Annotated in this window: 18 protein-coding genes; 4 read left to right on the top strand and 14 right to left on the bottom strand. The window is 45.9% G+C overall.

Annotated features, from left to right (window positions below; all coding sequences use genetic code 11):
- Positions 1 to 4 precede the first annotated feature (4 nt).
- On the top strand, positions 5 to 799 hold the full coding sequence (locus FHS86_RS15995) for a DUF4249 domain-containing protein (protein WP_429415972.1): 795 nt from the start codon (positions 5 to 7) through the stop codon (positions 797 to 799).
- Between the two features lie 131 nt (positions 800 to 930).
- Positions 931 to 2,970 carry a dipeptidyl-peptidase 3 family protein gene (locus FHS86_RS16000; RefSeq protein ID WP_429415975.1) on the top strand — a complete coding sequence of 680 codons (2,040 nt, stop codon included), beginning with the start codon at positions 931 to 933 and terminating at the stop codon, positions 2,968 to 2,970.
- Positions 2,971 to 3,070: 100 nt separating this feature from the next.
- Here the strand turns inward: FHS86_RS16000 and FHS86_RS16005 are convergent, their stop codons facing one another.
- The 4 genes from FHS86_RS16005 to FHS86_RS16020 all read right to left on the bottom strand — a co-directional run bounded on the left by FHS86_RS16005 (position 3,071) and on the right by FHS86_RS16020 (position 7,051).
- Positions 3,071 to 4,204 carry a methyl-accepting chemotaxis protein gene (locus tag FHS86_RS16005; protein WP_429415977.1) on the bottom strand — a complete coding sequence of 378 codons (1,134 nt, stop codon included), beginning with the start codon at positions 4,202 to 4,204 and terminating at the stop codon, positions 3,071 to 3,073.
- A gap of 14 nt (positions 4,205 to 4,218) precedes the next feature.
- Positions 4,219 to 4,632 carry a response regulator gene (locus tag FHS86_RS16010; protein ID WP_429415980.1) on the bottom strand — a complete coding sequence of 138 codons (414 nt, stop codon included), beginning with the start codon at positions 4,630 to 4,632 and terminating at the stop codon, positions 4,219 to 4,221.
- A gap of 95 nt (positions 4,633 to 4,727) precedes the next feature.
- Positions 4,728 to 5,384 carry a response regulator transcription factor gene (locus FHS86_RS16015; protein WP_429415983.1) on the bottom strand — a complete coding sequence of 219 codons (657 nt, stop codon included), beginning with the start codon at positions 5,382 to 5,384 and terminating at the stop codon, positions 4,728 to 4,730.
- 11 nt (positions 5,385 to 5,395) lie between these two features.
- On the bottom strand, positions 5,396 to 7,051 hold the full coding sequence (locus FHS86_RS16020; protein WP_429415986.1) for an ATP-binding protein: 1,656 nt from the start codon (positions 7,049 to 7,051) through the stop codon (positions 5,396 to 5,398).
- Positions 7,052 to 7,344: 293 nt separating this feature from the next.
- Here FHS86_RS16020 and FHS86_RS16025 point away from each other — a divergent pair, with 293 nt between their 5' ends.
- Positions 7,345 to 9,192: a sensor histidine kinase gene (locus FHS86_RS16025; RefSeq protein ID WP_429415989.1), complete on the top strand. Its 1,848-nt coding sequence runs from the start codon at positions 7,345 to 7,347 to the stop codon at positions 9,190 to 9,192.
- On the opposite strand, the gene FHS86_RS16030 is transcribed toward FHS86_RS16025, so the two are convergent.
- From FHS86_RS16030 to FHS86_RS16040, 3 genes are read right to left on the bottom strand one after another with little or no spacing between them, the layout of a single operon-like run.
- Positions 9,147 to 9,944, bottom strand: a complete 798-nt coding sequence (locus FHS86_RS16030) for a DUF6544 family protein (protein WP_429415992.1) — start codon at positions 9,942 to 9,944, stop codon at positions 9,147 to 9,149. The two genes, FHS86_RS16025 and FHS86_RS16030, sit on opposite strands and share 46 nt — an antisense overlap.
- A gap of 56 nt (positions 9,945 to 10,000) precedes the next feature.
- Complete coding sequence (gene pulA / locus FHS86_RS16035; protein WP_429415995.1) at positions 10,001 to 11,944, bottom strand: type I pullulanase; 1,944 nt, start codon at positions 11,942 to 11,944, stop codon at positions 10,001 to 10,003.
- Positions 11,941 to 12,459 (bottom strand): hypothetical protein, encoded by a 519-nt coding sequence (locus FHS86_RS16040; RefSeq protein WP_429415998.1) that lies wholly within the window; start codon positions 12,457 to 12,459, stop codon positions 11,941 to 11,943. Before FHS86_RS16040 ends, pulA begins: the two co-directional genes overlap by 4 nt.
- Before the next feature lie 247 nt (positions 12,460 to 12,706).
- On the opposite strand from FHS86_RS16040, the gene FHS86_RS16045 reads away from it, so the two are divergent.
- Positions 12,707 to 13,912, top strand: a complete 1,206-nt coding sequence (locus tag FHS86_RS16045) for a hypothetical protein (protein WP_429416001.1) — start codon at positions 12,707 to 12,709, stop codon at positions 13,910 to 13,912.
- Between the two features lie 184 nt (positions 13,913 to 14,096).
- Here FHS86_RS16045 and FHS86_RS16050 read toward each other — a convergent pair whose 3' ends face one another.
- From FHS86_RS16050 to FHS86_RS16080, 7 genes are all read right to left on the bottom strand, one after another.
- On the bottom strand, positions 14,097 to 14,969 hold the full coding sequence (locus tag FHS86_RS16050) for an NADPH-dependent 7-cyano-7-deazaguanine reductase QueF (RefSeq protein ID WP_429416004.1): 873 nt from the start codon (positions 14,967 to 14,969) through the stop codon (positions 14,097 to 14,099).
- Between the two features lie 45 nt (positions 14,970 to 15,014).
- Entirely contained in the window at positions 15,015 to 15,881 is an 867-nt protein-coding gene (locus FHS86_RS16055) for a 7-carboxy-7-deazaguanine synthase QueE (RefSeq protein ID WP_429416007.1), read from the bottom strand.
- Positions 15,882 to 15,909: 28 nt separating this feature from the next.
- Complete coding sequence (gene queC, locus FHS86_RS16060) at positions 15,910 to 16,575, bottom strand: 7-cyano-7-deazaguanine synthase QueC (RefSeq protein WP_429416010.1); 666 nt, start codon at positions 16,573 to 16,575, stop codon at positions 15,910 to 15,912.
- A 185-nt stretch (positions 16,576 to 16,760) separates the two neighbouring features.
- Positions 16,761 to 18,242 carry a right-handed parallel beta-helix repeat-containing protein gene (locus tag FHS86_RS16065; RefSeq protein ID WP_429416013.1) on the bottom strand — a complete coding sequence of 494 codons (1,482 nt, stop codon included), beginning with the start codon at positions 18,240 to 18,242 and terminating at the stop codon, positions 16,761 to 16,763.
- Positions 18,239 to 19,180: a ketopantoate reductase family protein gene (locus FHS86_RS16070; RefSeq protein WP_429416016.1), complete on the bottom strand. Its 942-nt coding sequence runs from the start codon at positions 19,178 to 19,180 to the stop codon at positions 18,239 to 18,241. Before FHS86_RS16070 ends, FHS86_RS16065 begins: the two co-directional genes overlap by 4 nt.
- Before the next feature lie 4 nt (positions 19,181 to 19,184).
- On the bottom strand, positions 19,185 to 19,874 hold the full coding sequence (locus FHS86_RS16075; RefSeq protein ID WP_429416019.1) for an AMP-binding protein: 690 nt from the start codon (positions 19,872 to 19,874) through the stop codon (positions 19,185 to 19,187).
- Positions 19,875 to 19,914: 40 nt separating this feature from the next.
- The gene (locus tag FHS86_RS16080; protein ID WP_429416022.1) at positions 19,915 to 20,490 is read right to left on the bottom strand and encodes a helix-turn-helix domain-containing protein; all 576 of its coding nucleotides are present in this window, start codon (positions 20,488 to 20,490) and stop codon (positions 19,915 to 19,917) included.
- Positions 20,491 to 20,554: the final 64 nt, after the last annotated feature.

The raw sequence follows: 20,554 nt of genomic DNA on the forward strand, positions 1-20,554 counted from the left end.
TGTCATGAGAAAACTGATTCAAATTACAGCCATCGCATTTTTATTCATTGCCTGTGAGGAAGTGGTGGTGCTCGATTTAAACGAAATAGAAAAGAAACTGGTGGTTGAAGCTTCGGTGAGCAACCGGCCCGGAATGGTGGATGTTGCACTGAGCTACAGTCAGGGGTTTTACGACGAACCCCAACAGGTACTTCTTACCAATGCCAGCATAACGTTGAGTTCCAGCCGGGGCTTGAGGGAATTGCTTGTTCTAAACGATCAGGATCATTATGTATCAGGCAACATCGATCCCGAAGGAGGCGAAGTATTTACCCTGAACATTGAGGTCGATGACATACAGGTCGAGGTGAGTACCACCTTGCCCGAACCGGTGCCCATTGCACAGGTTGATTTTGTTCCCAATCCTTTCTGGGGCAGCAACGACAGTCTGAATGTATTTGTCAGTGTGAACGATCCAAAGGGAAGCGATAACTTCTTCCGTTTGATGGTAAATCATTATGGAATGGTTTCACCGGGTGAATACTACCTGCTCGATGACACTTTCGGAAAGGACGGCATTATTTCGATGCCGGTATATTACAAAACCTTTAAGCCGGGCGACACAGTCGTTGTCAGTTTATGGCACCTCGCTCCCGAGCTCTATTCATATTATACCAGTTTGAGTAACAACATAGGGGGCTCGTTCAATTCAATTGCTCCCGGGAATCCCGAAAGCAACCTGCCCGACGATGTGTATGGTTTCTTTAAAGGCTACAGCATCGATCAGGATACGCTGATAGTTCCCCGATTTCCCTTCTGATTTCAAGTGCTTTTGTTACTTTTGTTGCTCGTCGTTTGCTGATTATGGGGGAAGCAGCCGGAATGTTATGCAAGCTGGTCAATTGCTCTTCCCGACGCCAGCGATGTCAGTAATGCTTAAAACCTTATCTCATGAAAAAAATAAGCTTAGTCGTAATTGCAATTGTATTGATTATGAGCAGATGTAAAAATGGAGAAGAAAAGCCGGCTGCGGCTTTAGATGGTTTCCAGTTTAATGTGGAACAGTTTGCCGATCTGAAAATCCTGCGCTATCCGGTGCCGGGTTTTGATGAATTGAGTTTGCAGCAAAAGGAGTTACTTTATTACCTTTCGCAGGCGGCCATCGAAGGACGCGACATTGTTTTCGACCAGAATTACAAAAACAATCTGGCCATTCGACGTACCCTCGAAGCGATTTATATCCACTTTGACGGTGACCGAAATACCGACGATTTTAAAGCGTTCGAAGTGTACCTGAAACGCATCTGGTTTTCCAACGGAATTCATCACCATTATTCAAGCGACAAGTTTGAACCCGGCTTCAATCAGGAATATTTTACCGATCTGCTGATGGCCGTTGAAGAATCAAAATTTCCCATCCCGAAAAATGAGATCATCAAAACCCTGTTGCCCGTCATTTTCGATCCTGCCTTCGATGCCAAGCGCGTTAATCAGTCCGAAGGAGAAGACATCATCGCCACTTCGGCCAACAATTACTGGGGCCCGGGCATTAGCCAAAGCGAAGCCGAAGCATTTTATGCTGCCATGAAAGTGGAAGACGATCCCGAACCTGTTTCCTACGGTTTGAACAGCCGCCTGGATAAGGAAAACGGGAAGCTGGTCGAAAAGGTATGGAAGGTGGGCGGAACCTATTCGGCTGCCATCGAAAAAATAGTATACTGGCTCGAGAAAGCCGAAAAGGTGGCAGAGAATGAAAAGCAGAAAAAGGTGCTTTCGCTGCTGATCGAATACTACAAAACCGGTGATCTGCAAACTTTCGATCGTTACAATGTAGCCTGGCTCGACGACGACAGCTCGCGCATCGATTTTGTAAATGGTTTTATCGAAACTTACGGTGATCCGCTTGGACTGAAAGCCAGCTGGGAAAGTGTGGTTAATTTCAAAAATGAAGAAGCAACGCTTCGTACCGAAATCATTAGCAACAACGCCCAGTGGTTTGAAGATCATTCACCTGTTGACGAGCGTTTTAAAAAGAAAGAAGTAAAGGGCGTTACTGCCAAAGTGATTACTGCCACCATGTTGGGTGGCGATTGCTATCCTGCTACCCCCATTGGCATTAATTTGCCCAATGCCGACTGGATCAGAAAAGAACACGGATCGAAATCGGTAACCATCGAAAACATCACTTATGCCTACGATCAGGCAAGTAAGGGAAATGGTTTTCTCGAAGAATTTATGCTGACGGATGAAAGCATTGAAAGGCTGAAGAAATACGGTTTCCAGGCCGACAACCTGCATACCGACCTGCACGAATGTCTGGGGCATGGCTCAGGCCAGTTGTTGCCCGGTGTTGCCGGCGATGAACTGAAAGCCTACGGGGCGGCCATTGAAGAGTCGCGCGCCGACCTTTTTGCCCTTTACTACATGGGCGATGAGAAAATGGTGGAACTGGGGCTCTTACCCGATATGGAAGCATACAAAGCTGCTTACGACGATTACATCCGCAACGGACTGATGACCCAGCTTACCCGAATCAAACTGGGCGACAATGTTGAACAGGCCCACATGCGCAACCGTCAGTTGATTTCACGCTGGGCTTTTGAGCATGGTAAGGCCGATAAGGTAATTGAGCAGTTGGTAAAAGAGGGAAAAACCTATTTTGTGATCAACGATTACGAGGCTTTGCGCTCCTTGTTTGGAGAGCTGTTGGCCGAAATACAGCGGGTCAAATCGGAAGGAGATTATCAAACAGCCAAAGAACTGATTGAAACGTATGCCGTAAAAATCGACAGGGAGCTGCATGCCGAAGTGCTGGAGCGTTATGCAAAACTGAAGCTGGCACCCTACAGTGGCTTTGTGAATCCTGTGTGGAAAGTTTCGAAGGATGAGCATGGAACAATCACCGACATTCAACTCGACTATTCCGAAGGCTACACCGGGCAGATGTTACGCTATTCGAAGGAACACTCGTGGTTGCCCGTGTACAATTAAAGCTTTATAGCTAAAAAATAAAAAGAACCGGTTCGATGCTTGTCATCACCGGTTCTTTGCTTATATGTAATTGGTATTGTGTATTTTATTTCCTGATGATTCAGGCACTTTGGGCTTCCATGTTAAAGATGGAAATGCTTTCGATCAGTTCGGCTGCAAATTTCTCAAGTTCTTCGGCACTGGCCGACATTTCTTCGGCTGTGGTGGCATTCGACTGGATACTCAGATTGATTTCGCCGATGGCATTGTTCACCTGTTCGGCACCTGCTCCCTGTTCACGACTCGATGCATAAATGGATGAAATCAGTTCAGTAGTTGTTTCCATCAGCGGAATACTTCCGGCCAGCTTCTCGCTTGCATTTTGTGAAACAGAGGCAGCACTTTTCGATAACTCGATGATTTCGGCAGCTGCTTTCTTGCTGCGTTCGGCCAGATTGCGAACTTCGGCAGCCACCACACTGAAGCCTCGACCGTGTTCCCCTGCACGCGCTGCTTCAACGGCCGCATTCAAGGCCAGAATATTGGTTTGAAAGGCGATGTCGTTGATAATTTCTATTTTCTCGGTAATATTGTTCAGTACTCCAATGGCATTCAGGGCAGCACTGTTGCCTTCTTTTACCGAAGCATTGGCCTCAAGGGCGATGCTGTTGGTCCGTTCAGCACCCTCGGTATTGGACGATGTGCTGACGACAATTTCCTCCATCGACGAGGAGATTTCTTCAATGGAGGCAGCTTCACTGCTGGTTCCCAGCGAAAGTGAATCGGAAGTGGCCCTCAGTTGCAGGCTGGCTTGATTTACCTGCATCGAAATGTTCTTAATGCTTCCAATACTGCTCATCAGATTTTCGGAAAGGCTTCCCAGCGAGCGGGCCAGTATGCCCAGTTCGTTGTTTCGTTGCTGGTCCGTAGTGTTAATTTCGATGAGCAGATTTCCCTTCGAGAGTTCTTCCACATTCTTTAAAGCACTGTCGAGTGGCTTTCTGATTTGTTTGTAAACCAGATAGATTAAAAATGCCGATATGCCCATCCCAAAGGGCAGCGACATCATTTGAGGGTAGGCTTCAGGAAAAGCATCGGTAAGCTTGGTGCTTACCACCAAAATAAACAGGTTAATAACCCATAGCGCTGCAATATTAAACAGTATGCTGTTTTTAAAAAGGATACGCAGTACAACAATGGCTGTTGGAATCCCAATTCCTAAAACAATAATAATATCCTTGAAAACTTCATTCATAATTAAACCCTTTTTTATTCCACAGTATTTAAAACAGGAAAATATGTTTTGTTATTTGCAATTGAAATCAGTGTTTTGGCGAAGTGTTCCGAAAAGTGCGTTTTAAGTATGCCGGAAACAAAGCCTGCCTTTTGCATTTCGCGGTGGAGGTTAATGTCGTCCGACATGCTTACACCAATGAAATAGCATTTTGCAAGCTGTTTTTTGACTGTTTTTACGGCAGCAATTCCACTTTCTTCGTTAAGCATGATGTCCATTAACACCAGATCGGGTGTTTGCAGGGTAAGCAAATGATTGAATTGTTCAACATTGCCTGCTTCACCTGAAACATGAAGCTGCCGGTGATTTCTCAGCATAAACTTCACCGCTTCAATAAAAGCTGCATTATCGTCTACAATGATGATATTTTTCTTGTTTTCCCCTTCCATCTTGTGAAGGCAAAAATAGAAACAGGAAATAAGGCCTTAGTCAGGATAAAACTGCGTTTTTTTCAGGGGAAAACCCTTGAATTCAATGAGGTGAGCTATAGTTCAATTAAGCGGTTTTTGATGGCAAAAAGGACCAGTGCCACGGCATTGTTAGCTCCTGTTTTCTGCATTAGTTTGGCTTTGTGCCCTTCGACGGTCTTTGGACTGATGAAGAGTTTTTCGGCAATTTGAGCATTGGTACAGGCCTGGCAAACCAGTTCGAGTACATCGAGCTCGCGTGCCGATATTTCGAGTTGTTGTTGCAAGGCACTTCCCGAAGGAGCCTGTTTTTTTGTTAGAATAATGTTCATCAGCAGTTCCTGCGAGAAATAGTTATCACCCAGTGCCACGGCTTCAATTGCCTTCACGAGTTCAGAGCTGCCTGCATCTTTCAGTACAAAGCCCTTTACCCCGGCTTCGATCATACGCAGGTAATGAGCCTGGTCGCCATGCATCGAAAGGGTGATGATTTTTAAATGAGGATGCCTGGCCAGTGCCTTTTCTGTAGCTTCGAAGCCATTCATCCGGGGCATGTCGATGTCCATCAGCACCAGATCGGCTTCAACACGGTCAAGTAGTTCAAGCAGATCGACTCCGTTGGCTGCTTCGCCTGCTATACTGAAATTCGGATGCCGGCTCAATACAAACTTCACCCCTTCGCGGAAGAGGTCGTGATCGTCAACAATAATGATTTGGATGGGCTGTTGATTCATGAGTTTTAGCATTAATGTGTTGAATCGCCTTTTAAACCAGTGGCCTGGACTTGTGCATTTAATTCAAATCCTTGATCGGGAGCAGTTTTCATCTGGATGCTTCCATTCAGATTTTCAATCCGGCTTTGAAGGTTGAATAGTCCGATCCCTTTGGCTTTCTGTTTTATCTCCTTCATGTCGAATCCACAACCATTATCTTTATAATGAATGGAGATGTAGTTGGCTTTGAGCGACAAGCTGATTACTATTTGTGTTGCATTGGCATGTTTGATGGTGTTGTTAATTAGCTCACTGGCAATGCGGTATATGCTTATCTCTATCTCCGGAAGTAGTCTTTTTTGCAGGTTCGATTCAAAGTCGATTTTAATTGCATTGCGAAATTTTACTTTCTCGATGAACGACTCAACCGCCCTTGTGATTCCCATGTTTTCGAGAATGTACGGGCTTAGGTTGTTCGATACTTCTTTCACTGTTTTTATCGACTCATTCAGCGTAGAAGCGATGCGTTCTTCAATTTCGCCATCCCCCGGATTGTTAAAATATATTTCAAGGTAGATTTTTAGTGTCGAAAGCAGGGGGCCAAGCCCGTCGTGTAGTTCCTTTGAAAAGCGGTTGCGTTCTTTTTCTTCGGCAGCCAGCGAGGCCAGGTAATTCATTCTTTCATGATTCACCTTTTCGGTGTTGTTGCGAATAATGAAAAGAAAGGCTTTTTTTTCGTTGTAGTCGATCACACGACTGCTTACATCAATGTAAAGAAGGCCTTTGGGGGGAATCTCAATTATCAGACTTTGTTTGTGTGGCATCAGTTCAGGATGCTGATAATACATGTCGAATAACTTGTGCTCGGCTGCCGGAATAAAGTAATCGGCCTTGGTGTTTCTGATTTCATAATCGTTTTGACCGCTTAGTTCCTTATAGGCAGCATTGTATTCCAGTATATTTTTCTCCCGGTCAACAATGATAATGGCTTCGCTGCTGTTGTCGAAAATATTTTTGAAATTTTGTTCCTTCTGCCTTGCCAGCTGCTCCGAATGGTAGCGTTCGTCGGCCAGCAATGAGAGTTGATGATTCTTGCGTTCAAGTGCCAGCTTTTGCTTCTTCAATGCTCCAATATTGTCGATTAGTTTCTGACGAATGTACCGGGTAGTAAATGAGATAATCAGGCTGAGCGCCACAACGATCAGAATATTCGTCAAAACGGTTTCGAAGGGCAGTATACGACGATAGAGATAGGACCCCGGCATGATGTAATGATTTCGGGTAAGAAGATAAAGCAGTATGGTTGTGAGTGTGCTTAAAACGAGCCAATAGATGCCTTTCTGAAAATCAAAATAAATTGAAGCAAGTACAATGGCGGCTGTAAACCACAAGTAAGCAGAACTGACAAAACCACTTTCAAGCAGGTTCAGTGCTCCCAAAAAAAATATAGACAAGATCAGGGTGCTTGCTCTCAATTGGTAGGAAAGTGACTTGCGGAAAAGTGCAATGCCCAGTACAAAAAGGTAAACCAGCAAATAGAAAATCCAGAAAACAGCAATGCCCAGTGTGAAGGCTTTAAAAATAGAAGAAATAACTAAAGGAAGTCCGGCTAAAGCTCCCACAATTAGCGCAATATTTACCAGCCTGCTCTTAATGAGCTCTATTTCCTGAAAAATCTGTTCTCTCATCTCCTGTCCCTGAAAACTTTAAATGTAAACCGAAAATCAGAAGCAAGCAAGCAGCAAGCGTATTTTGTAAATAAAAAGTTGCATTTTGTTGTTTGGGCTTGATGCGAAATTTTTACCCGCTTCTTATACTATTCCCTGCTACTCTTTTGAAAAGCAATTAAATTTTGCTTTATTGTATTAGCATCATTAAAAACCGATCAAAAACCCATCCTTCCTTTAGCTAAACTGACACAGCATGAAAAAAAATCACAACCAAGCCATAGTGCCATTGATAAGTTGAAAGGAGATTGCTTATGTATCGTTTGTTCTTCGAAAATAACCTCGATGCCTTGCTTTTATCGAATGATGCCGGCGACATTTTTGCCGCCAACAAAGCCGCCTGTGTTCTTTTTCAAAGAAGCGAGCAGGAACTGATACAGGGGGGCAGGCAGTCAGTAGTCGACAAGGAGGATCAACGCCTTCCATCCATCTTAAGCAGCCGGGCACGCAATACAAAGGTGAAGGCTCGACTCCGTTTACTTAGAGGTGATCAGTCAACTTTCGAAGCAGAAATCACTACCACCATCATCGAATATGAAAATGAAAAACATACACTGATCCTTGTTCGTGACATTAGCCGTGAAGTCGAAAATGAAAGACGACTGTTGGAAAATCAGCGTCATAATGAAATCCTGATCAGTAACCTGCCTGGCATGGTGTACCAGTCAGACTTCAACAATGATTATTCATTCAGCTATGTGAGTAGTGGCTGCTTGCGACTTACCGGTTACAAAAGCAGTGACTTTCTCAAGGGAAAGATTTCTTTTGGAGAACTGGTGCTGCCAAAGTACCGGGATTTTTTATGGGACGAATGTCAACGAGTGGTGCAGGAAAGGATTAATTTTGAAGGAGAGTATCAGATTCGCGACCGGCAGGGAAAAATCAAATGGGTCTGGGAACGCTCCCGCCCGGTGTATAACGAACAGGGAGAACTGCTCTACCTCGAAGGTTATATCGAAGACATATCGCGTCGGAAAAGCACCGAGATCGAATCGATGAAATTTTCGCGGGCCGTGGAGCAAAACATGACTTCAATTATTTTGACCGATATTAACGGGAACATTGAATATGCAAATCAGTCTGCAGTCGATTTGTCGTGCTATTCATTGGATGAGTTGATTGGGAAAAATATGCGTATTCTAAAATCAGGGTTTGTCCCCGACGATGTATATTCCAACATGTGGGTCACTATTACCGCAGGTAAAACATGGAAAGGTGAATTAATAAATAAAAACAAAAAGGGTGAATTGTATTGGGTTAACAAGTCCATCTCTCCCATTATCGATCCCGATGGAAATATCACCAACTTTGTTAGTGTTGCAGAAAATATTACCCAAAGAAAAAAGGACGAAGAAGAACTGATTGAAGCCAAAAAGAGGGCCGAAGAGGTCGACCTGCTCAAAACCGCTTTCCTGGCCAATATGAGTCACGAATTGCGAACACCGCTTAATGCAGTAATCGGCTTTTCTGAACTGATCAATGAGGAACTGCCAAAGGAGCAGATTCTTGAGTTTTCACGTACAATCAATCAGAGCGGAAATAATCTGCTTGACATTGTAGAACAAATTTTCGATGTATCACTGCTCGAAACCGGTGATATGGCGGTCGATCGTTCTGTTTTTGACCTGGTTCCCTTATTTGACGGGTTGGAGACCGAGGTAGTTCGTATGCAGCAAAAGCACAGGAAGCAGGATTTGCATGTCAGCGCCATTCTGCCCGCTGGAATGAACTCTTATATGTTGAATAGTGATGAAAAACGCCTGCGCCAGATCATGCGTAATTTGCTTGATAATGCGGTGAAGTTTACCACCCAGGGTGCTGTGCAGTTTGGCTTTGAGATTGATGGTAAGCAGTTGCTTTTTTGGGTGAGTGACAGCGGACCGGGCATTTCACCCACCATGCAAAAAATGATTTTTACCATGTTCAGTCAGGTGGAGCAATCGTATACCCGAAGTACCGGCGGCACCGGAATTGGATTAACCATTTCACAGAAGCTTGTTGAATTGCTCCGGGGCAAAATGTGGGTCGAAAGCTGCGAAGGACAAGGAAGTACTTTCTATTTTACTATTCCCTGTACATTCCAGTCGGCAGCTTCAATATAAAGTTTTGCATACACAAAATCCCGGTCGGGATAATGCCAAATGGCCTCGCCGTACGAAGGCACTTTGATGCCGTTGATTTCCTGATAATCCGACATAGGCGTCGACCATGGAATGTTTTCCGATTTTCCATTCCCAGTGGTGGCATAGCGGTCGTTGCTGATGAAATTGACCAGTTCGCCTTTCTCATTAAAATAGATGCTTGCACTGATGGTTTGCCCATACTGGCTGATGGTGGCTTTAACGCTCAGCTCGTCGATGCTTTCCCAACGAACGGGTGCATCAACCAGGGCTCCGGGAGCGATAATGCACAGATCGTTCAGGTAGGTTACCAGTTCGGCCTTGTCCATCTCAGGACCTTCGGCATAAGCAATTTTAAAACGCCCCAGCAGTTTGATCAGCATAATGGCACCCCGCTCATCGTAGCGGTGTCTGCCCGAAAAGAGGCTGTTGCCCATGTGGAAAATGCGGGTGGGATGCCCGTCGATCCAGTTGTATTGTTCCGATTTCACCTTCATGTATTTTCCTTCCTTCCTACTAAACTGCCCCCTGAACTTCAGATAAAAATTACGGGGAATGCTTTTTCCCACCCAGCCGCAGTAAGTCAGGTAGCGGGCAACAGGTGCAGGCAAATGCTGCAAGTCGGCAGCACCGATCACTTTTGTTGCTGCAGATTCATCCTGCATGCGTTCGTTTACTTCATTCCGGAACAGGCTGCTGGTCGATTGGCAGGCGCTCAGTATTGTGCTTGTCATAACGGTGATAATTAGTAGTTGAATGGTTTTCATGTTGATGTGTTGAAATTCAGGACTTAGTCTTTTGAAACAAGCAGCATCATCGAAAGGGGGGGGACAAAAATACTGTGACTTCGGTGTACTTTCAACCCTTGTTCATCGATGGCCAGGCCCGATGCAATTTCGGTCCATTCCCGTGCCTCAACCGGAAATACGATCGGTGTACTGTTGTTGTTGAAGATCAACTGAATTTGTTTCCAGCTGTCGTTATTGGCATGTTCGCCCAGGGTATAGGCAACAACTCCCGGCAGATAATGATCGGAAAAGCGCAGGTGTTTCTGAATGGATGCCGTATCGGGCAGTCTGAATGCAGGGTGTTTTTTTCGGATGGCAATCAGCTTTTTGAAATAGTCGAAAACGTACGAGAACATGGCTTTACGGCTCCAGTCGATGAGGTTGATTTCGTCGCCGGCCTTGTAGGAATTGCCGTTTCCCTTTTTAGTACGCAGCATTTCGACCCCGGCATGAAGAAAAGGAATGCCCTGCGAAGTAAGCAGGATGGCCCCTGCCAGGCAAACCATGCGACTTAGTTCATTCAACTTCGCTTCGGGATGCGAAAGCTTGAGTTTATCGTACAGTGTATAATTGTCGTGGCACGAAACGTAATTGACGCAGGACTGCGGACTCATTGACCAGGCCCATTTAATGGAAGCCACATAGGCATAGTTAATCTGAGGATGGCCTGTTGCAGCCACAATACCGTATTTAAGCGATTCCTCATTGAGTGTTTGTCCGCTTACAAAACCAAGGCTGTTGGGCTGAGCCCAGTGTCCTTTGATAGCATCTCTGAAATCGTCGTTAAACAGTGCAATGCGCTTCAATTTTGATGAATTGCTTTTTACGGCCCTGCGTTTTTCATCCATGGGGCTGGATGCAGCGGTCCATCCTTCGCCGTACATCACAATGCGCTGGTCGATCTGGTCGAGGGCTTTGCGGATGGCATTCATAGTGTCGATGTCGAATATGCCCATCAGGTCGAAACGAAAGCCGTCAATGTGGTATTCGCTTGCCCAGAAAACAATGGAGTCGATAAGATATTTCCTGACCATGGCTCTTTCGGACGCAATTTCATTTCCGCAGCCGCTGGCATCGCTAAAGGTACCGTTGGGTCGCTGGCGGTAATAATAGCCCGGAACCGTCTGGTTGAAACAGGAATGATTAATGAGTCCGGTGTGGTTGTACACCACATCCATAATTACCCCGATGCCTTTGTCGTGCAGGGCTTTAATCAGCTGTTTCAGTTCGTTGATCCGGGTGGCTCCATTGTGGGCATCGGTGGCGTAGGAGCCTTCGGGGGCATTGTAATTCAGCGGGTCGTAGCCCCAGTTGTATTGCTTCTTTTCGGGGTGTTCCTCGTCGACGGTAAAAAAGTCGAACACGGGCAACAGGTGCACGTGGGTAATTCCCAGTTCGCTCAGATGATCGGGTCCTGTTTTCACCCCTTCGGGCGAGCGACTTCCAGCTTCGGTAAAGGCCAGGTATTTGCCCTTGTGTTGCATGCCCGAATGATCGTCGATGCTGAAATCGCGCACATGGAGTTCGTAGAGCACCATGTCGGTGTAATGTTCTGGTAGTATGTTCCGGTCGTTTTCCCATCCGTCGGGATGGGTGCGGTGCAGGTCGCAAATCATGGCCCGCTTACCGTTTACCCCTACTGCATAGGCATAAGGATCGGGCACTTCGTCCATCCATTTGTCCTCAATCAGGCATTGAACCGTGTAATATATTCCATGGCAATCGCCATCGATGCGGGCCTCCCAGACGGCTTCCTTTCTTTCGGCTTCAATCAGACTGAAATGACTGTCGCCCGAGCCTTGTTTATACAGGCGTAGCAGCACCCGTTGAGCAGTGGGTGCCCACAAGCGGATAATGCTTTGTTGGGCAGAATAGCTCAGGCCCAGCGGCTGTTCGTTATAAAACGGATAGGTTGAGAAGTCGATGTTTCCGAAATTCCAGTTCATGCCTTTCTGAATAAGGTGGATTTAGTAAGCACATACCGCGTATTGATTGCTTTGTTCTGATCGTAGCGCAATTCGATTCGTATTCGGGAAAACTTTTTCAGTTCCTTGTTAAAGTCGTAAAATGCCTTTAAGTCGATGGGCAATTGATGGCTTTGACCTGCTTCGAGAAAGAGCGGATATATTTTGGATGAATTGACTGCCTTAATTTTGAACGCCCGGTTTTGGCTTGTTCGTTTGAACCTGATCACAGGATGTTCGATAACGATGGCTTTTTTTGAGCTGTTCTCAATTTTCAGATGAATGGTCTCGGGCCGGTAGGTTTTGTTTTTTGTTAAGTATACACTGATGTCACTTTTAAAAGGATTACGAATGCTGAATTTCAGTTTTCGTTTTTTGCCAATCAATGCAAGTGCAAGAAGCGCCAAAACAATAAAAAGCACCCAAATGAGCTTATGCCCTTCGGGACCAACGGTTTCTATTTGTAGTAAGTGATGAATAAATGGTGTCGTGTTCATATATGCTGATTTCGGAGCTAAGTTAATGAAAAGTAACAAGGATGAGGGAGGAATGGTTAAATGCCTTAATGAATAAAGCCGAATGAGCATGGGACAATAATATTTTTTGTATACTTTAAACCCCACTAAAAAACTGAACTCAGTTGAATAAAATTAACCAGCAAACGCAGTTTCACGCATGAAAAAATATGTTTACAATTTTCTTTTACCGGCAGCGGTATTGTTGTTCTTAAACTCCTGCTCAACTGTGATCAATTTAGCTAATCTAAAGTATGATGAAAAGCTGGATTTATACCAATACCCGGTTGATGCAAACAATTCGATTTACCCAAGAGACGAAAACCAGCATGTGATAGGGAGCCATAATATTGGTAGTTTCTATACGCAATTGGAAGAAGTTGAGTTTGAATATGATTTTACTAAAAGCATTGAGCAGGATGATTTTTTGAAGTTCATCGATCATCAGCTTTCAAGAAGTTATTCCGAAATCAATCAATTGATAATTTCAAATGAATTTGATGCTGCTTTGACTGAAATCAATCGTCTGGAGGTATTGTATCCCGACATTACCAGGTTTAGCGATTTACTCTTTCTGAAAGCCATTGCATATGAACACTCAGGCAGTATTGAGCAGGCACATGCCAGCTACCTCGATTTTCTGAATTACTCATCTGCTAAGTACTCCCGACGATTCAGAGGGTATCGTGATTTCGACCGCAATGACAGTATTTGGGCTTTGGAAAGAAGTTTTGCCAAAGAGAAATATTTTGACTCCACAAAAGCTGATTATTCTAAATTTCTGTCAGTCATTGAACCAAAATATCATTACTCTAGTTTTCAACCAGGATTCCTTATCAACCCGGAAGACTATTCACGGGGTATTGACTGGATTTCGATGTTTGTGTTTGGATATGATTATTCGAACAAAATAGGCATAGCTTATCATGTGAGTAGAAAATTGAATAGCAGGTTTGATATGAATGTCTGGGCGATGTCATCGGGTAATACAAGCAGTTTCGGAGCTGGAGTTCCTATTCAGATCTATAAATCATCTGATAATCGATTTGCAGCAAAAATAAGTCCCTTCGTGAGTTTTGCGTATACCGATACTATTTTGGTAGATGATGCAACTTATGGAATACGGCAAGGACTTTTTAATTTTGGAGCAAAGCTGTCGGGTGCCTTTTATCTTTTACCTAATTTATCGCTGGGTGCCTATTATAAGTATAATTTTCATAATGCCAATCATCCAATTCTTACAAAAAAACACAACCTTTCTCTTTGGTGGCAGAATGAATACGACCTGAGCATGTATTATGCCATCTTAAAGGGCTTGAGTGTGAAAGCCGGGGTTTACAATGGAGATCTTGTTGGGGGCATCCTATGGAGTGGCTGGGAAATTTCGTACAATATCACCAATCCGGGTCTTTTATTAAGGATTGACATGTATTAAAACAGAAAATTTAAAATGAGATGAGAAAGTGAGCAATTAATAATTCGACCAATAAGTGTGGATGATAAAAACGAAATATTTGAATATCGTTGCGATAAAGATATATCCTGTTTCGACCAATTTGTGGTACACGAAATAGCGAATCTATATTTCAATAATCTTGTTATTTGTATAAGCTGTTGTTTTATTGTCTGAAAGCCAGGCAGGTCTTTTCAGCAGCATTGATCAGATGAAGCGGGTAGAGCGATGCATGGCTGACCCTTACCGGATTGATATCGATGCCGCCCCGACGGGTGTACTGGCAGGTAATCATCAATTGCTCCGGCTGGTATTTGCTGATAAGCCGCTGGTAAACCAACTCGCAAATTTCTTCGTGAAAATGATTTTCGTTCCGGAGTGAAACGAGGTAGCGCAAAAAATCTTCAGGCTTTGGCAGCTGCGCACCCTCCATCGAAATATACAAGGTGCCCCAGTCGGGCTGATGGGTGATTTTGCAATTACTGCGCAAAAGGTGCGTTCCCCATCTGATGCTTCCTTTTCCCTGATTTTCACCCAGAAGTTCAGGCGTTTCACGGTATACATTGCAGGCAGGAAGTTGGTGTTGAAGCAGCTCTTCAAGAAGCACAAAGCCGGAGAAATCATCTTCAGCTGCAGGCACACGATGATCGAAATAAGTGATCTGCACCGGGCAGCCCAGTAAGGTTTCCAGATCGTTTTCAATCGTCGATACTGCTTTAGCGATGCCTTCCCCTGCGCTTCCTCCCAGCTTTTCCATATTAAAGGCGTTAAGGTAGAGCTTCAGCGATTTGCTTTCGACCAGGAATTGGTTGTTGCAGGGATATACTATTTTAAGCATCCCGGCGATGGGCAAGCCATTGTCGAGCAGAAAACTGAATTCGTAGGCATGCCACACATCGTAGCCTTTAAAAGGCAGCTGTTCATCTGAAATGTCGTATTGCTCCCGGTTCAGTTGGCGGGGAACTGCAACCAGTACCGAGGGGTCGTAGTGTTGGGGATAAGCGCTTTGCTTTCCTAAATGAGTGGCTTCAATTGACATGGCTGTAATGTTTATCGCTTACTTGCAAGGCTGGTGAAGTACTATTTAAACTCCTGAAATGCCGTCGAAATAGGTGATTTGTAATCTCGGACTGTAACGCCAGCCCCGTTCGATGGATGCCTCGAGCGCCACCATGCGGGTTTGAGTCAACTCGTCGGCGGTGCTTCCCAGGGGCATGAGCACCACATCGTCGGGTTGCCAGCCGGTGAGCCGGTTCAGAAAGCTTTCTTCTATTTCGTCGAGTTCAGCGGGATGCTGAACCACAAACTTCAGCTGAAAGTCTTTTCCGGGTGTAGCGCGGCAATGATCGATGATGGCCTGCAAGGCGCTAATATTGATTCTTGTTTTCTCAGCCTGTTCGGGAGGAAAGGGAATCATCACAGCGGTTTTTTCGAGCTTCTCCCTGCTGGGCACCGAATTGCGCAGTTTGGGAGAAATGCTGAAAAAATCGATTCCGCTGACCAGCTTTTCATGGTACAGGCTGCCATTGGTCTCAACGGCAACGTGCATATTTCTTTCGGCCTTCAATTCAGCAATTAAACGGCTCAGACCTTCGGGCTGAATAAAGGGTTCGCCTCCCGAAATAACCAGATGATTCATTCGGCCCATGTTCTGAAGAATGAGCTGTTTTACTGTTTCGATGGGGATCCGTTTTTCACCACGGGTATCGAACGAGGCCAGCGGCGTGTCGCACAGGCTTACATCGCCGTTGGGGAGCAGCCACATGCAGCGCAGGTTACAGCCTGCTGTGCGCAAAAAGAGCACCGGCACACCAGCCATTTTGCCTTCGCCCTGCAGGGTGCCGGCTACCGAAAATCCTGTGGCAGGACCTTTTTTCAGGAGCTGTCCCTTTTCATCCTTTACAATCGGGAAGATGGCTTCGGGGGCCAGAAAAATATATTCGTTGTTCATTTTTGTTTTTTTTGTAGCGACGCGATGTTTACAATGCCGTATCGATTACGCCTGCCTGGGCAAAGGCCTTGGCGCGCAGGAGGCAGCTGTCGCAGGTGCCGCAGGGCTTTTCTCCGCCACGGTAGCAGCTCCAGGTAAGGCTCCAGTCGACCCCCAGTTCTTCACCGATTTTTATTTCATCGGTCTTGTTAAGGTGAATAAAGGGTGCGTGGATGCGCATTTTTCTGCCCTGTTCCACCGCAGCCACCGTGCCCATGTTGATGGCATTTTCCATGGCACTGATGAATTCTTCGCGGCAATCGACATAGCCCGAATAATCGACCTCGCTGACACCAATGAAGATATCCTGCGCACCAATGGCTTCGGCATACGATGCGGCTACTGAAAGAAAAACCATGTTGCGGGCAGGTACGTAGGTTGGCGGAATGTCAGTACGGTCAAGGTCGCCGTCCTCAACTGCGATGGCTGCATCGGTGAGTGAACTGCCGCCCCACAAATTAAGTTTCAGCGACACGATGTTGTGTTCGAGGGCACCTGCTTTTTGGGCGGTGGCTTTGGCACACTCCAGTTCTTTGTTGTGTTTCTGTCCGTAGTCGAACGAGAGGGCATGCACTTCGAAACCTTCACTTTTGGCCATATAAAGTGCTACCGACGAATCTAATCCGCCCGATAGCAAAACGACTGCCTTCCTCATGAAGTGATGTGCTTAAGCCCGGTTATACAGGGTTTGTTGCCCCGTATTTCGGTAGTAATAAGGTGTTTCATATCCTAGTTTTATTTATAGACAGGATGGTTTCGAACTGTCTGCATTTATTTTATGCGGGCAAAAGTAAGACTTTTTCCCGGTAGTTAAAAACTTTGTATTGGTACGTACTGTGGCTACCTGATTATCAACTTTCCTGCGGTGTTGATTTGCTTTCCGTTTAAACGGACCAGGTACATTCCCTGTGTCAGGGTGCAGTTGCTGATCAGCTGCCGGCTGGCCAAGCCGTTTAGATTTTCTTCGGTCCTGTAAACGAGTTTGCCGTTCAGATTATAAATGCCAATTTCAATCATTCCGCTTAGCTCTTGTTCGAATTCGAGCGTCAGGGTTGAAGCACTGCTTTGGTAAGCCTTGAATGATGAAGTGTTTAAATTACTGAAGCCAACGCCTACGCTGGTTTCGAAGGCACCCAGATCGGGAGCTGGTCCCTGAAAAGGAAAGCCCAGATCGGTCCCGGCATTTACCAGGTCGCTGTCGTCGTTCAGACGCATAAAATCGACCACAGGCAGCGAACCGTCGCTCTGGCGGGGACCCGAAATGCCGGTGGTGTCGACCGATATAAAATCGGATGCATCGACCGAAAAAGGAGCATTCCAGCTGTTGCTCTCCTGAACTACAAACGATGCCAGATTTTTATTTCCATTAAATACCACACAGTTTTTTACTTCGGCTACTTTCCCGGGGGCAATATTCCCGGGGATGCTGTAATCGTATCCCAGGTTGCCGTATCCTGTACAATTGTAAAAGAACATGTCGCCCCGGTTGTTGTTTTGGTCGAAGCCCTTCGATTTGTTGTAGAATGCAAGGCAGTTGATCAGGGTGAAGTTGTGTTTCAGGTTCCTGTCGTCGCTGCCACCTACTTTAAATCCGTTACCATTGGCTTTGGCTCCTCCATCGCTGCCATCCTTGAAATAGCCGTTGCTCCAGGTCCAGCAGTTTTCGAGTACAGTGCTTACATCGTCGTTGCCACGCATGTAACCGTCCCAGCCGTCGTCGACATTGTTCCAGGCGCGGCATCCGTAAAAGTAGTTGTTGCTGCCCACGTCGAGTTTGGCGGCAAAACCATCGGCATCGCCGTAGTCGGTCGGATCGGCATTGAAATACGAATCGCAGTTGATCATTTTATTGTCGTGCGCCCCGTTGCCCAGTTGCAGGCCGGTGTCCTTGTTGTCGTGAAAGCTGCAAAATTCAATCACATTGTGATTTCCCGAAATATTCAGGGCATTGTCGCCGGCATACATCATCTCAATCCCCTTTATTTTCCAGTAACTGCCTGAGAGGATCATTCCTCTTTTTCCCATTGCAGTGCCCGAAAAGTCGAGTACGGGTTTTTCATTTTCATAAGCCAGCAGAAAAAGACTGTCGCTTTCGGTTCCGCTGTCTCTGATATAGATGGTGGCATTGTGCTTGTAAACGCCGCCGCGGAGCCAGATGACATCGCCCGGATTCACCACGTCGATGGCTTTGACAATGCTTGCAAAGGGTGTTTCAAGGCTAAGTCCGTCGTTGCTGTCGTTTCCGTTGGTGGCAACATAGTATTGTGAAGCCATGCTGAGGCTTGCTAAGAGACTGAAGGTAATGAGTAAAATTAATTTCATGAGTTGTTTTCTAATTTTCTGTTTTGCGCTTTATTTTCTGAAGGAAGAATACTGTAATAAACATAGCGGTTTACGGGTGTAACAAGCCCGTATTTTTCGCCCAGCTTCACCACACTTCCGTTTTGATATTCAATTTCTGAAGGCCTACCTTCGAGTACATCGCGTGTTAACGAAGAGTTGGCGTCGGCAGGAAACTGATCGACAGCGGCCATGGTTCTTTCTACGATGTTTTCAGGCAGGTCGATGCCGGCAGCCAGTGCCAGTTGATAGATCTCGGTATACAATTCGATGAGTAGCTGGCGGGTTTCGGGTGTCGAACGCAGTTCGCCGTAGTTACTGCGTGTTACCACCAGCAGGGCACTGGAGCAAATCATCAGGAATTTCTTCCATATTTCGCTTTCAATGTTTTCGGCCCAGGTGTTTTTGATGCCGGCCATGTCGAAGGTATATTTGATCCAGGCGGCTCTTTCGGTGTGGGCCCCGTCGGTCTCACCAAAAATAATCACCGGGTCGGAGCCCATGTGCCGGATGACTCCTGGCGCTTCAATTTTGCTGAATATTTTACACATGCCGCCAACCATGTGTTCCGGGCCGATGTGGGCAGCCAGGTCGCTGAGTGCCATTACGCCGTTTTGCAGGGGCATCACCATGGTTTCGGCTCCCAAAAGAGGCGCGATGCTTTGGGCTATTTCGCGTACCTGCCAGGCCTTGGTGCCAATCAGTACCAGGTCGGCCGTGCTTACACTGTCGAGCTGCTCGCTCACTTTGGCCGGCTGAATGGCAAATTCGCCTTCGGGTTCAATAATGCGCAGCCCGTTTTCCCTGATGGCTGCAAGGTGTTCTCCACGTGCAATAAAAGTGACATCGTTGCCTGCCAGCGCCAGTCTTCCACCAAAATATCCTCCGACTCCGCCGGTTCCGATCACTGTAATCTTCATTTGCTTATACCATTTCAAGCAGCAGTTGCTGAAGTTTCTTCAGACTGAAATCATCGGTGAGCAGATCCTTGTGTGTAAGGCTCGTGCTGCCTGTTGCTTCTTTATTTCTTTCAACTTTTTTAATAAACACATCGTCGGGGCTGATCACTTTCAACGAAGATTCCATTTCGATATCATCCATGTGTGCCCCCAGGAGCATTAGCTCACGGGTGGTAAATATGCCCCTGTTTTTGATGCTGCCAAAAGTAACAATATTCTTTAGAAGCGGATAATCTGTCGATTGAAGATAACCCCGTTCGCTTTGCAGGTAGTCGGGGATGAGTTGCTTAAACCGGGAAAGGAAGGTGTCGGCATAAAAACCGATGGTTTGTACGCTCTCTTTTTTTAGGGTTTCACTGATCAGTGCCAGCTCCATCTGATCGTTCAGCGGTACGAGCAGGGCGCCAATTTTTGCCAGTGCCAGTACAAAAGTAAGGCAGTTGGTGGTTTCGGCCACCACGAGTGCAACGGGCGTTCCTTTATCGACGCCGTTGTATATGAGCCCCTTGGCAAGGAGGTTGGTTTTCTCGTTCAGTTCACTAACTGTGAAAACGTTGATCTCGTCGTGAAAGCTTGATATTACTGCATCGGGCTGTGTTTCAACCAGCTGATCGACATAGTCGGCAAGCGTGAATGCCTTGTTGTTTTTTTTCATTGTTATAGGGGTTGGTGCTTTATGACTGAATTTTTGTGAACTACACCGGGGTGTAAATCACTGCAATTATTTTGGCTGGTTCATCGAGGTAGGCATGCACATTGTGACTCACAATCGAATCGTAGTAGATGCTATCTCCGGTGTTCAGCACATATACTTCCTTTCCGTAGTTGATTTCGATGGCACCTTCGAGTACATAAATGAATTCTTCGCCTTCGTGCGACGAAAGCATGTAGTCGTTGGCCTCACCCGGTTTGATGTCGACAATGTAAGGTTCCATGTGGCGGCCCGATTTTCCGCTGGCCAGGGCAAAAAAGTCCATGTGTGAGCGGGCTTTCAGGTTTTTATTCGAAAAGCTGGCTCCCTTGTTCTTCTCCTCGGCGAGTGTTACTACAGGGCCCAGTTGCTCGTGATCGTCGACAAAGGTACCCAGACGAACGCCCAGCGAGCGGGCAATTTTAATCAAAGGCGACAGCGAAGGCAGAATTTTATTTTCTTCTATCTGACTGATTTGTTCGCTATCGAGGTTGCTTCGCAGGGCCAGTTCTTCAATGCTGATTTGGCGATTCTCCCTGATCTTTTTGATCTTCTCTCCAACATTCTTGCTGCTTGTCATAAGATGATTTCCCTTTATGTTCCTGAAATTGTTGATGAAAGGCAAATTTATCAAAAAATAAGCT

This window comes from Roseimarinus sediminis (genome assembly GCF_050433125.1).
In the GTDB taxonomy this organism is placed as follows: Bacteria; Bacteroidota; Bacteroidia; order Bacteroidales; family Prolixibacteraceae; genus Roseimarinus; species Roseimarinus sediminis.

Excerpts from the sequence above, each read along its gene's own strand:
- FHS86_RS16040 (WP_429415998.1), bottom strand. The coding sequence starts at position 12,459 with ATGAACACGACACCATTTATTCATCACTTACTACAAATAGAAACCGTT.
- FHS86_RS16015 (WP_429415983.1), bottom strand. The coding sequence starts at position 5,384 with ATGAATCAACAGCCCATCCAAATCATTATTGTTGACGATCACGACCTC.
- FHS86_RS16030 (WP_429415992.1), bottom strand. The coding sequence starts at position 9,944 with ATGACAAGCACAATACTGAGCGCCTGCCAATCGACCAGCAGCCTGTTC.
- FHS86_RS16065 (WP_429416013.1), bottom strand. The coding sequence starts at position 18,242 with ATGAAATTAATTTTACTCATTACCTTCAGTCTCTTAGCAAGCCTCAGC.
- FHS86_RS15995 (WP_429415972.1), top strand. The coding sequence starts at position 5 with ATGAGAAAACTGATTCAAATTACAGCCATCGCATTTTTATTCATTGCC.
- FHS86_RS16080 (WP_429416022.1), bottom strand. The coding sequence starts at position 20,490 with ATGACAAGCAGCAAGAATGTTGGAGAGAAGATCAAAAAGATCAGGGAG.
- FHS86_RS16000 (WP_429415975.1), top strand. The coding sequence starts at position 931 with ATGAAAAAAATAAGCTTAGTCGTAATTGCAATTGTATTGATTATGAGC.
- FHS86_RS16075 (WP_429416019.1), bottom strand. The coding sequence starts at position 19,874 with ATGAAAAAAAACAACAAGGCATTCACGCTTGCCGACTATGTCGATCAG.
- queC (WP_429416010.1), bottom strand. The coding sequence starts at position 16,575 with ATGAGGAAGGCAGTCGTTTTGCTATCGGGCGGATTAGATTCGTCGGTA.
- FHS86_RS16025 (WP_429415989.1), top strand. The coding sequence starts at position 7,345 with ATGTATCGTTTGTTCTTCGAAAATAACCTCGATGCCTTGCTTTTATCG.
- FHS86_RS16050 (WP_429416004.1), bottom strand. The coding sequence starts at position 14,969 with ATGTCAATTGAAGCCACTCATTTAGGAAAGCAAAGCGCTTATCCCCAA.
- FHS86_RS16020 (WP_429415986.1), bottom strand. The coding sequence starts at position 7,051 with ATGAGAGAACAGATTTTTCAGGAAATAGAGCTCATTAAGAGCAGGCTG.
- FHS86_RS16070 (WP_429416016.1), bottom strand. The coding sequence starts at position 19,180 with ATGAAGATTACAGTGATCGGAACCGGCGGAGTCGGAGGATATTTTGGT.
- FHS86_RS16010 (WP_429415980.1), bottom strand. The coding sequence starts at position 4,632 with ATGGAAGGGGAAAACAAGAAAAATATCATCATTGTAGACGATAATGCA.
- FHS86_RS16055 (WP_429416007.1), bottom strand. The coding sequence starts at position 15,881 with ATGAACAACGAATATATTTTTCTGGCCCCCGAAGCCATCTTCCCGATT.
- pulA (WP_429415995.1), bottom strand. The coding sequence starts at position 11,944 with ATGAACTGGAATTTCGGAAACATCGACTTCTCAACCTATCCGTTTTAT.
- FHS86_RS16005 (WP_429415977.1), bottom strand. The coding sequence starts at position 4,204 with ATGAATGAAGTTTTCAAGGATATTATTATTGTTTTAGGAATTGGGATT.